This window comes from Streptomyces sp. A0642, from assembly GCF_004795105.1.
GTDB lineage: Bacteria > Actinomycetota > Actinomycetes > Streptomycetales > Streptomycetaceae > Streptomyces.
In genome coordinates this window covers 22340-34109 of record NZ_SSBL01000017.1, presented here as the reverse complement: position 1 = coordinate 34109, position 11770 = coordinate 22340, and the positions used below count along the sequence as shown (strand labels likewise).

Annotated in this window: 10 protein-coding genes; 9 read left to right on the top strand and 1 reads right to left on the bottom strand. The window is 74.0% G+C overall.

Annotated features, from left to right (window positions below; genetic code table 11):
- Positions 1–161: 161 nt before the first annotated feature.
- The gene (locus E6R60_RS24880) at positions 162–887 is read right to left on the bottom strand and encodes a response regulator transcription factor (RefSeq protein ID WP_240802671.1); all 726 of its coding nucleotides are present in this window, start codon (positions 885–887) and stop codon (positions 162–164) included.
- A gap of 225 nt (positions 888–1112) precedes the next feature.
- Between E6R60_RS24880 and E6R60_RS24875 the strand changes: the two genes are divergently transcribed.
- The 9 genes from E6R60_RS24875 to E6R60_RS24840 all read left to right on the top strand — a co-directional run bounded on the left by E6R60_RS24875 (position 1113) and on the right by E6R60_RS24840 (position 11752).
- A complete protein-coding gene (locus tag E6R60_RS24875; protein WP_136328976.1) occupies positions 1113–2426 on the top strand; it encodes a hydrolytic protein in 1314 nt (437 codons plus the stop codon).
- Positions 2427–2954: 528 nt separating this feature from the next.
- Complete coding sequence (locus E6R60_RS24870) at positions 2955–4481, top strand: phage tail sheath family protein (RefSeq protein WP_136328868.1); 1527 nt, start codon at positions 2955–2957, stop codon at positions 4479–4481.
- Positions 4482–4549: 68 nt separating this feature from the next.
- A complete protein-coding gene (locus E6R60_RS24865; protein WP_124720830.1) occupies positions 4550–4990 on the top strand; it encodes a phage tail protein in 441 nt (146 codons plus the stop codon).
- Positions 4987–5481 carry a hypothetical protein gene (locus E6R60_RS24860; RefSeq protein ID WP_136328867.1) on the top strand — a complete coding sequence of 165 codons (495 nt, stop codon included), beginning with the start codon at positions 4987–4989 and terminating at the stop codon, positions 5479–5481. The genes E6R60_RS24865 and E6R60_RS24860 overlap by 4 nt, the downstream gene beginning before the upstream one ends.
- A complete protein-coding gene (locus tag E6R60_RS36800; protein WP_167535327.1) occupies positions 5478–5636 on the top strand; it encodes a DUF6760 family protein in 159 nt (52 codons plus the stop codon). Before E6R60_RS24860 ends, E6R60_RS36800 begins: the two co-directional genes overlap by 4 nt.
- A 1570-nt stretch (positions 5637–7206) precedes the next feature.
- Complete coding sequence (locus E6R60_RS24855) at positions 7207–8679, top strand: hypothetical protein (protein ID WP_136328866.1); 1473 nt, start codon at positions 7207–7209, stop codon at positions 8677–8679.
- Positions 8680–8773: 94 nt separating this feature from the next.
- Positions 8774–9199, top strand: coding sequence for a phage tail protein (locus tag E6R60_RS24850; RefSeq protein ID WP_136328865.1), 426 nt, complete (start codon positions 8774–8776; stop codon positions 9197–9199).
- A gap of 109 nt (positions 9200–9308) precedes the next feature.
- Positions 9309–9983 (top strand): LysM peptidoglycan-binding domain-containing protein, encoded by a 675-nt coding sequence (locus E6R60_RS24845; protein WP_206309511.1) that lies wholly within the window; start codon positions 9309–9311, stop codon positions 9981–9983.
- Positions 9980–11752, top strand: a complete 1773-nt coding sequence (locus E6R60_RS24840) for a VgrG-related protein (protein ID WP_136328863.1) — start codon at positions 9980–9982, stop codon at positions 11750–11752. The genes E6R60_RS24845 and E6R60_RS24840 overlap by 4 nt, the downstream gene beginning before the upstream one ends.
- Positions 11753–11770: the final 18 nt, after the last annotated feature.

The following is an 11770-nucleotide window of genomic DNA, read 5'->3' as shown; positions in this document are numbered from 1 at the left end:
GCGGTCGTGGCCCGGCGCCCGGGCGCCACCGCGCCGGTCCGTCGCCCGGCACGGGGCACCGGACGGCCCGCCAGGGGGCCCCGGGACGCCGCGGGGGCAACGCCCGTTGCCCCCGCGGGCACCCGGACGGGACCGCCGCGTCAAGTACCCGCTACCGCGCCTCAGATGAGGCCGTGCCGCATGGCGTAACCCACCGCGTGGGCCCGGTTGCGCAGATCGAGGCGCGTCGCGACCTCGTGCAGCACGTTCTTGACGGTCCGTTCGGAGTACGAGGTCTTCTGCGCGATCTCCGCGGTGCCGTACCCCTCCGACACCAGCCTGATCATCTCCGCCTCCCGCGCCGTGAGGGTGGAGAGCGAGAGCCCGCGGGGGTCCAGCACCGTGCGGTGGAGGCTGCTGACGTGGTCGAGGAGCTTGCCCAGGAGGTCGCCCGGCAGCACCCCTTCGCCCTTCGCGATCGCCGTGACGAGGTGGACGAGACGGTCCTGGTCCGCCTCCCCGCGCCGCAGCACGGCGGCGACGCCGTATTCGATCAGGGTCTGGAGCGCGCTCGCCTCGAAGAAGCCGACGACGAGGCCGACCCGGGTGGAGGTGTTGCGCTGGAGGCGGTGCAGGAGCTGGACCGTCGGCTCGTTCACCAGGTCCACCACGACCAGGGAGACCTGGGCGCGGTCGGCCTCCTCCTCGGGTATCAGCTCGATCTCCGGCCGCAGGCGCAACTGCTGCACCATGCCGGTCTGCAGGATCAGGTCCTCCGCGTACACCGCTACGGAGACCCGGCCCCCCCGGGGCGCCAGCGGGGGCCGCGCCGTGGGCGGCTCGGGCAGGGGAGGCCTGCGGCCGTGGTCGGCCGCCTTCCTCGACTTCGTCATATCCGTCGTGGTCATGGTCGTCCTTCTCAGCTACTTCCGCCGATACCCCGTAGGCCCGTCGTTCCGCACGCGCTCGTTCCGCACCCCGCAGGGCGACCTGGCCCTCGGGCGGGGGCCGGGGTGGCGCAGCGGGTGTGCCGCCAGGGCATCGGCCCTGCCCGCACGTTGCCCTCCCGCCTCTGCTGCCGGGACCGGCGCGCGGCCTAACGTCGCAGCGTGACCACATCTGCCGAATTCGACATACCCACGGTGACGGTGTCGCCGGGCGCCGAAGCGACGACCACGCTGACCGTGCGCAACGACGGCGACATCGTCGAGGCGTACGCCCTCGACGTGGTCGGTGACTGTGCGGCATGGGCGACGGTGGAACCGGCAAGGGTCTCCCTCTACCCCGGCACCTCCGAGACCGTGACGGTGCGGCTCACGCCGCCCCGGTCCCACGAGGTCAAGGCGGGCGAAGTCCCCCTGGGTGTACGCGTACTGCCCACGGAACACCCCGAGTCGGTGGCCGTTCCCGAGGCGACGGTGGTCGTGGAGCCCTTCCACGAGCTCCGGGCGAAGCTGGAGCCGGGCCGGCGCAGGGGCTGGCTGGGCGCCCGGTTCCGGACCTCGGTGCAGAACCGGGGGAACACCCCCGTCGACGTCGTGTTCACCGGGAGGCAGGAAGGCGAGGAACTCCGCCTCGGGTTCACCCCTGAACGCCGGAGCCTGCAGCCGGGCGAGTCCGCCGAGGTGGGACTGCGGGTGCGGGCCCGGAAGCTGATCTGGTTCGGCGCTCCGGCCACCTGGCCGTTCGAGGTCGTGGCCGTGGAGAGCGAGGGCGCGGACGCCGAGGCGGCACAGCCCGGCCGGCCGGAGCCGCTGCCCGGCGAGTTCGCCCAGCTTCCGCTGCTGCCCAAGTGGCTGCTGATCGTCCTGGCGGCGCTGCTCGCGCTGCTCGTGGCGTGGTTCGCCCTCGTACGGCCCGCCGTCCGCAGCACCGCGAAGGAGGCGGGGGCCAAGGCGGCGCAGGAGGAGAACCGGGAGCGTCCGCAGGGTGGTTCGGCGACCGGCGGTGCCACGGGCGGCGACCCGGCCGGCGGGCAGGGACAGGAACAGGGCAAGGCGACCGGTCCGGGAACGGACGGCACCGGCGGTACCGGCGGCGCGGGCACGGGCGGGTCCGGCACGACCGGCGGCATCGGCACGGCGAACTCCCAGCAGAGCTCGGAGACCATCGACGTGGAGACCGGCGCCGGGGCCAAGAAGGACGGGACGTACCGGGTTCCCAAGGGGAAGGTCTTCGGCGTCACCGACATCGTGGTGGCGAACTTCCAGGGCGACGAGGGGGTGCTGACGATCTCCTTCGGAGAGAGGAAGATCACCACGATCGCGCTGGAGACGTTCCGCAACCAGGACTATCACTGGGTCACCCCCATTCGTATTCAGGAGAATGCCACGGTCACCGCTTCCGTGACCTGTTCCAAACCTGGGACGCCGGCGACCGGGACGCAGGCCTCCGGGTGCCACCAAGTACTCAATGTCAGTGGTGTGCTGAGCGATATCGCACCGTAGAAACGATAGCGCCGGTTTCCTGCCCGTCCGTTCCGCCGGTGTGAACAAACGGGGTCCCTGCCAGCGGAAACGTCCAACCACCCGTTCACCTGGGTGTGGTTCTTCACACACCGGCCGGAATCGGGAACGAAATCCTGAACAGGGCACTCGCGGAGGCGAATACGGGCCCTTCGGGGTGAACTCGGCCTTTCGCGGGCGGAAGCCTCCGCCCGAACTGCGGAGATCCTGCCCTCCCCGGAGGGGACCGAAATATTTCGGTCCGGGGATCCGGGCGGGGAATTCGGGCCGCCACGGCCCGTGGGGCCGGTAGTTTCTGGCCGAAACTAATCCCTCGCGCGGCGCGCGGGGGTCGCTGTCGTGTCGTCAGGCCGCCTGCGCCACGGCCGGAGAGCCGTGCCCGGGCGGCCGCCGGGGTGCCCCGGGAAGGCAGCGGCCCTGCCCCGGGGCCAGGACTTTGAGGCCTACTGCCCGCAGACGACCCCGGGCAAGACTGAACACGCGAACGACTGACCACCCGAAGGAGCGAGCATGCCGTCGTACCTCACCCCAGGTGTATACGTGGAGGAGGTGCAGTCCGGAGCACGGCCCATCGAGGGAGTCGGCACCGCGGTCGCCGCCTTCGTCGGGTTCGCGGAGACGGGCCCCTTCCACCGGCCGACGCTGGTGACGAGCTGGGACCAGTACGTAGCGACCTTCGGCACGTTCACCCCCGACACCTACCTGACGCTCGCCGTCCACGGGTACTTCAGCAACGGCGGCGGCGCCGCGTACATCGTGCGCATCGGCGGCCCGGCCGAGGACGCGGCGCAGGGCCCCGCGCCCGCGGCCGCCCCGCCCGTCGCCCTCGGCGGCTTCCTGATCTCCGCCCGGCCGGGCGCAGGTGACGGCCTGTCCGTCGAGGCCGCCGACCCCGAGGGCGAGAACCCTCCGGAGGACCGGTTCCGGCTGCTGGTGCGGCAGGGCGGCAAGGTGGTGGAGACGTACGACACCTCCGTGCGCAAGAACGTCAAGGGCTACCTGGTCACCCAGGCCCGTCAGTCGAAGTTCATCGAGGTCACCGAGCAGCCCGGTGCGGCGCAGACCCGCCCCGAGAAGCAGAGCCTCTCCCTCGCGCCCGCCGCCCCGGAGACGGGCGCCGCCGCCGGCTCGGGCCCGAGCGAGTACGTGGGCGACGCGTCGGCCCGTACGGGCATCGCGGCTCTCGAGGCGATCGACGAGATCACCATGGTCGCCGTCCCGGACCTGATGAGCGCCCACCGCCGCGGCGACATCGACGCCGAGGGCGTGCGGGCCGTGCAGCTGGCCGTCATCGCGCACTGCGAGCAGATGGGCGACCGGGTCGCCGTCCTGGACACGCCGCCGGGCATGAACGCCCAGCGCGTCCGCACCTGGCGCAACGAGGACGCCGGCTACGACTCGCGCTACGCGACCGTGTACTACCCGTGGCTCAACGTCCTCGACCCGGCGACCGGCCGCCCGACCCTCATCCCGCCGAGCGGCCACGTCGCCGGCGTCTGGGCGCGCAGCGACGCCGAGCGCGGGGTGCACAAGGCCCCCGCCAACGAGGTCATCCGCGGCGCGCTGGACCTGGAACTCCGCCTCAGCAAGGGCGAGCAGGACCTGCTCAACCCGATCGGCGTCAACTGCGTCCGCGCCTTCCCCGGGCGGGGCATCCGCATCTGGGGCGCACGGACCCTCTCGTCCGACCCGGCCTGGCGCTACCTCAACGTGCGCCGCCTCTTCAACTACCTGGAGGAGTCCATCCTCCTGGGCACCCAGTGGGTGGTCTTCGAGCCGAACGACGACCGGCTCTGGTCGAGCATCCGGCGCAACGTCACCGCGTTCCTCACCGAGGAATGGCGCCGGGGGGCGCTCTTCGGCCGGACGGCGGAAGAGGCGTTCTACGTCAAGTGCGACCGTGACAACAACCCGCAGGAGTCCATCGACCTCGGCCAGGTCGTGTGCGAGATCGGCGTCGCCCCGGTGAAGCCCGCGGAGTTCGTCATCTTCCGCCTCGCGCAGTTCTCCGACAGCACCAGCCTCGTCGACGAGTGACCCGCGCCCGCCGTCCCCGGCGAGGAGCGACCCCCGCAGGCAACGAACAGAACAGGTGACACACAGTCATGGCAGAGGGCGATGCTCTTTCCACCCACGTCTTCGGCGTGCAGCTCGGCGGCTACCTCGTGGAATCGATCCAGGAGATCAGCGGTCTGACCGTCGAGGAAGAAGTCGTCGAGGTCCGTCAGGTGACCGCCGAGGGCAAGCAGATCATCCGCAAGCAGCCCGGTGCCCGGCAGGCCGGCGAGGTGACGATCACCCGCGGGCTCGACAAGAGCAGCGAGTTCACCAAGTGGATCAAGGAGACGCTCAACAACGGGGCCGTCGACACCGCACGGCAGAACCTCACCATCGAGATCAAGGACTCGAAGGGTGAGACCGTCCGCCGCATCCAGCTGATGCAGGGCTGGGCCAGCAAGTGGGAGGGCCCCTCGCTGAAGGCCGGCGAGTCCAGCGCGGCGACGGAGACGGTCACCATCACCTTCGAGGAGATCGTCGTCGAATGAGGCGCAGGACGGTTTCCGGCGGCGGCCTCGACGAGGTCCTCGACAGCCTCGCCGCCGCCGCGCCCGCCCCGCGCGAGGAGGCCCCGGCGCCTCCTCCCGCCCGGGAGCGTGAACGGCAGGACCTGCGTACGGAGTTCGAGTTCGAGCTGCCGCGCGGTTACGTCGACGACGAGGGCCAGGTCCACCGGAGCGGGTCGATGCGGCTCGCCACGGCCCGGGACGAGCTGCGCCCGCAGATCGACCTGCGGGTCAAGGAGAACCCCGCGTACCTGAGCGTGGTGCTGCTCAGCCAGGTGATCACCCGGCTCGGCACCGTCACCGACGTGCACGCCGGGGTGGTGGAACGGATGTACGCCACCGACGTGGCGTTCCTCCAGGACTTCTACCGCCGCATCAACAGCGAGGGCCACACCCACGCCGCGGTGACGTGCCCGCTGTGCCACGGGTCGTTCGAGGTGGACCTCTCGGGTGAACGCCTGGGGGAATCGTGACGTACGCGCCTTCCCGGCTGCGGGAGGAGCTCGCGTACATCGCCTACCACTTCCACTGGCAGCGTGAGGACATCCTCGACCTCACCCATGGTGAGCGGCAGGAGTGGGTGAGGGAGATAGCGCGGATCAACACCCGCGTCAACGAGAGCGGGTGAGGGCGTGGAGTTCAGCAACTGGTTCCGTACGGGGAGCCGGCGGCAGGCCGGCACCCCCGCCCCGGGCGTGGCCCCGGCCGACGCCCACGCCCCGGTGCCCGCGCCGGACGACGCCCCGCCCGGGCGTTCCGACGCGGACTGGGACGGTGGCTGGCGGCGGGTCGCGCCGCCCACGGTGACCGTCGCCAGGTCGTCGATCGGGGTGAGCGACGGACTGCGCTTCAGGTCCGGGCTCGCTTCGTGGCAGAACGTCGCGTACGGAGGCGAGCTCGGCCACGCCGTGCTGCCGTCCGCGCCGGTGGGCCTCATCCACGGGGTCGCGCGGCCGGGCGTGGCCCGCCCCGCCGCGGCCGGAGGGCCGCCCCTGCTCCTGCGCGCTGCCGGAGGCCGGGAAGAGCCGGTGCCGCCCGGGGCGTCCGCCGCCCCCGTGCAGCGCGCGCCGTCCGCTGCCCCGGCACAGCCCACGCCGTCCGCCGCCCCTGTCCGTGTGACCGGCAGGCAGCGGACTCTCGCCGTGGTCCAGCGGTCGGGCGGCAAGCGCGCCGGGACTGCGGCGGGGAGTACCGCCGGGAGCGGACGGGCGGCTGCTCCGCGGCCCGCCCCGGAACCCGGCGCGGACCCCTCGGGCGACGCGCAGCCGTCCGCCGCTCCGCAGGTCCGCGCCTCAGCGGACACGCGAACCGCCACGGCCGTGCGGCCCGCCGCGGTCCGTCCCCGGCGCACCGCACCGCCGTTGACCGTCGCCCGTCGGCCGGTGACGGGCCTGCGGACCCTGCGGGCCGCGGCGCCGGCCTCAACCACCCCGCCTGCGGCAGCTGTTCAGCGTGCGGCTGTGCCCGGGCGGACGGATACCGGCGGGGCAGGCGAGGGTTCGGGCCCGGGACTGCCCGCCGTTCCTCCAGTACGTCCCGGCCTGGGCAAGCCGTTGCGGGACATGCCACCCGGAGCGGCTTCCTTCGGCCTGCCCGGCGGAGCCGGCGTCGTACGCTCCGGCGCGTCCGAGCCGCAGGGCCCGGCGCTGCCCGTGGTCCAGCGGCAGACCCCGGACGCGGCCCCGCCCGCTGCGGCCCCCTCGTCTCCGGTGCCCCCTTCGCCGGGGCGGTCTCGGCAGCCGGGCCAGAGCCCGGCCGCACACACCCCGGCCGCACAGACCCCGACGGGACGGCCTCAGGGCCGGCCGGCGACCGAGCGCCCTGGGCCGGAGCGGCAGCGTCCGGTGTCCGGCCCCGTCGCGCCGCGGGCCGACGCAGCAGGCTCCCCGTCATCCGTCCAGCGCGCACCCGCACCCGCGTCTCCGCCCCGCGCGGGCACGTCCGCACCCGACGCCGGCCCCGCGGCCACGCCCGGGTCGCCCCTCTCCGGCCCCGGCCGACCGGGCTCCCGGGCCCGTACCCGGGGCGGACTCGGCGCGCCCCTCTCCGCGTTGCCGCCGACCGCCGGGACCCCGGGCGACGCCCCGCTGCTGGGCGACGCCCGTCGCGCGCGGCCCGGAACGACGGGCCCGCTGTCGGATGGGCCGACGCCGGGTGGGCCGCAGACGTCCGCGCACGCCCCGGCCTCCGGGCCCGCCATGCCGCTGCGCCCGGCGGCCCGGGCCGAGGCCGCTCCCGTGTCCGGCACCCCGCAGCCGACGGCCGTCCAGCGCGCCGCGCACGCCGCCCGCACGCCCACGAGCACCGCCACCCCGTCCTCCCCGACGGCCCCGTCCACCCCGCCCGCTCCGGTGCGCGTCCGGCGGATCGCGCCGCGAGGCCCCGGCGGGCAGGGGCCGGAGCCGCGGCGGGACACGGGAACGGGCCCTGAGCCGACGGTGGTCCAGCGGTCGCGCGCGCTGCTCACCGGGCGGACGCTGTCCGTGAGCACGGGGGCCGCCGAGGGCTTCACCGCGCCGGAATCGGCCACCCCCAGGCGGCCCGTCGTGGCGGCGACCTGGCGGCGGGACGTCCCCCGGCCGGGCTCCGACGGGCCGCCGGACACCCGCGCCACCCCGGCCGGCCGGCCCGCCCCTGCGCCCCGCGCACCCCTCGCCGGGCACCAGTCGCAGCCGCACGGCGCCGCCGTCCAGCGTTCCGTGTCCGCACCCGTCACCCCGTCGCGCGGCCTCCAGCGGGCCGGTGAACCCGGCAGCGGCCTCCCGCGGACCGGTGGACCCGGCCTCCGGTCACAGGCGGCCCCCGCGCCCCGCACCGCCCCGCGAGGAAACGCGACGGCCGACGGCCCGGAAGCCGGTGACCCGGGGGAGTCGGGGAGGGGAAGGAAGGCCGTGCGCGGTCGCCCCGCCACCCTTCCCACCGCCCAGCCCTCCGTGGGCGGCTCCCCGGTGCGCGGCTCCCTCGCGCGGCTGGTCCAGCGCTCCGCGCGCGGCGCCACCGCTGCCGCGCCGACCGCTCCCGTGCCGGCCCCGCCCGGCGGCCCCCGCCCCGGCACCCCGTCGCGCGGCCGGAGTCCGGCCGGGCACCCCGCCGCCCACCAGCCCGAACCACCGTCCCCGGCGCGGGCCGCACCGCCCGCCCGGTCCGCGCCGCCCGCCGTCCCCGTGGTGCGCCCGCATCCGCCCGGGTCCGCGCCGGCCGGGAACGCCGTCCCCGTGCCGCTTCAGCGCCTCTCGATGCCGGTGGTGCCGGAAACCGGCGTGCCCGCCGCAGGGCCGGCCCCGGCGGGCGACGCCCCGGCCGGCGGACCGCGCGAGCTCACCGTGCGCGCGTCCCGCCCCGCACCGGCCCGGCCCGGCGCAGTCCAGGGAGGTCCCGCGCGCAGTGCCGGTCCCGGCAACCGCGCGACGGGCTCCCGGGAGCAGGCCGTCCAGCGGGCCATGGACGAGGCGGGGCTCGCCGGAGTCCCCGTCCGGGTGGTCCAGCCGAAGACCGCCCGTACTCCGGCCGCGGCCCCACCGCCCACCCCCGCGTCGCGGACGGACGAGATCCCCGGCGTGGACGTCGAGGAGCTCGCCCGGCGGCTGCTCGACCCGGTCAGCAGGCTGATCCGGGCGGACCTGCGCAGAGGGCGGGAACGCACAGGGCGGCCGCGCGACGGCCGCCGCTGAAACCGGACCCTCCCGTGACGGACCGCGGAGAACGCCCTGGACCCGGACAGCAGAGAACGCACCCGACCCGCACAGCAGAGAAGAAGAGACGCACATGACGGACAACATCTTCGCGACGAGCGTGTTCTTCAAACTCGCCATCGGGGGCAGCGACCTGGGGGCGTTCCACACCTGTTCGGGTCTGGGCGCCGAGGTGGAGCTGGAGCAGTACGCCGAGGGCGGCAACAACGGCTTCACCTGGCAGCTGCCCGGGCGGATCACCTGGACCAACATCACGCTGACCCGCCCCGTCACCACCGACACGCTGAAGATCGCGCGGTGGCTGAACGAGACGACCCAGCGGGTGGAGCGCAAGGACGGCGAGATCGTCGCCCTCCGGCCGAACCTGACCCGGATCATCAGCTGGCAGATCCAGGGGATCGTGCCGGTGCGCTGGCAGGGCCCGTCCTTCGACCCGTCCAGTTCCGAGGCGGCCATCGAGACCCTGGAGATCGCGCACGAGGGCCTGGTGCCGTCCTGATGGCCCGCCGCCCGTACACCCGCGCCCATGACCGAGACGACGAGCAGGAAGGAGGAACACCGTGGCGGCGACTGCCCGTACGAGCCGTGCCCGTGCCCAGCTGACCATCATGGAGCCGCCCGCGGACGTGGGCGCCAAGCCGTCGGGTACCCTCGCCCGGCTCACCCTCCAGTTCAATCCGGCGACGCTCTCCCTGACCAAGAGCACCGAGTGGCGGCGTACCCCCTCCCGGACGGCCGGTGCGTCCGCGCTGCCCGAGTTCGTCGGGAGCGGGCCCCGCTCGCTCTCCCTCGACGTCTTCCTCGACGCCACCGCCACCCACGACAACTCGGTGGAGAAGGCGGTCGAGCAGTTGATGACGGCCTGTGTGCCGACGCCGAGCAGCCTCGGCCGCAAGAAGCCGTCGAGCCCCTGGGTGCGCTTCGACTGGGGGACGTCGAAGACGACGTCGTTCGACGGGGTGCTCTCCAGCCTCTCCGTCTCGTACACGCTCTTCGACGTCGACGGGAAGCCGCTGCGCGCCACCTGCTCCCTGTCGATCGAGGAGGCGAGCGTCGACCCGGCCGGGCAGAACCCCACGTCCGGATCGAAGGAGGCCCGCCGTACCCACCGGGTGGTGGCCGGTGACAGCCTGCCGCTGCTCGCCTGGCGCGAGTACGGCGACGCCACCGCGTGGCGCACGATCGCCGAGGCCAACGGCATCGACGATCCCATGCGGCTGATCCCGGGCACGGAACTCCTCGTGCCCGCCATGGAAGACCACGCCCCGGAGGGCGCCCGGTGACCGCACCCGCCCGTTCCTTCGCCGCCGACCCGATCGTCGAGGCCCCCGCCGAGCTCCCGCAGGCCTGGGCGTCCCAGCTGGTGAGCTGCGCGGTCGACGAGAACGTCGGCCTGCCCGACACCGCCGTACTGACCTACCGCGATCCGTACCACACGCTGCTCACCGCCACCGGGATCACCATCGGCACCCCGTTGAAGATCTCGGTGGTCACCGTCCAGGAGCGGGCGCGCGAGCGGCTGTTCACCGGTGAGGTCACCGCACTCGAACTCGACAGCGACACCACCGGCTCGTTCACCGTCGTCCGCGCCTTCTCCAAGGCGCACCGGCTCCAGCGCGGGCGGAAGGTGGTGGCCTTCCGCAACATGAAGGCCGCCGACATCGTCCGCAAGGTCGCCGCCGGAGCCGGGCTCTCCTGCGGGAAGGTCGAGGCGGCCCCCGTCATGTACAAGCAGCTGACCCAGCCCAACATCTCGGACTGGGACTTCCTCCAGTACCTGGCGGCCGAGAGCGGCGCGCACGTGCGGGTGGACGAGAAGGGCCTGCTGCAGTTCGTGAAGCCGAAGCCCGCCGCCTCGGCGCCCTCCCCCTCCACGTCCGCCACCCGGCACCCGATGGTGCTCGAGTACGGACGGAACCTGCTGGCCCTGCGAGCGGTGCTGACCGGCGCGGACGGGGCGGACAGCGTCGAGGTGCGCGGCTGGAACGTGGAGACCAAGACGCGGCTGGTGGCACGCGAACAGTCCGTCCGCAGCACCACGGTGGTCCCGGGGATGAGCCCGTCCGCCGCGGCCGGGGCGTTCGGACCGAACGCCCGGATGACGGTCGCCGACACCCCGTACCGGACCCAGGCCGAAGCCGTCGCGGCCGCGGGAGCGGTGGCCGCGCAGGTCAGCGCCGGCTTCGGGGAGATCGAGGCGGTCGCCGAGGGCAACCCCCGCCTGCGGGCCGGCGAACCCGTCGCCCTCGGCAACGTCGGACCCGCGTTCGCCGGCCGCTACACGGCGACGGCGGCCCACCACGTCCTCGACCCGCACGGCGGCTACCGCACGACCGTGCTCGTCAGCGCCGCCCCCGACCGCTCGCTCTCCGGTCTCACCGGCGGCGGCGACCCGTCCTCGCACGCCCCCCGCATCCCGGGCCTCGCGATCGGCGTCGTCACCGACATCCGCGAGGGCAGGGGCAAGGGCGAACGCGGCTCGGTGCGCCTCAAGTTCCCCTGGCTCGACGACACGTACGTGTCCGACTGGGTCCGTACGGTGCAGTGGGGCGGCCAGGGCGGTGGCGGGGTGTTCAGCCCCGAGGTCAACGACGAGGTGCTGGTCGGCTTCGAACAGGGCCTGCTGGACAGCCCGTACGTGCTGGGCGGCCTCTACAACGGCGTCGACAAACCGTCGCCCCACGACGTGCCGCTCGTCGACCCGACCAGTGGCAAGGTCAACCGCCGCTCCCTGGTTTCCCGTTCGGGCAACCGGATCGAACTGCTCGACGCGCCGCGCGGCCCGTCCGGAGTGCGCCTCGCCACCGGTGACAAGCAGTTGGAGGTCACCCTGGACGAACGGCGGGGAGAGATCGCGCTGAAGGTGTTCGCGCGCGGCACCTCCCGGGTGCTGAGCTCCCTGTCCCTCGGCCGGTCGGGGATCACGCTCGACGCCGGTACGGGGAACGTGGAGGTGAAGGGAGCCTCGGTGACCATCAACGGCAAGACCGGAGTGACCGTGGACGGCGGACTGCTCGCCGTGCTCAAGGCCAAGCTCATCCGGATCAACTGACCCCCCGGGCCGCTCCGC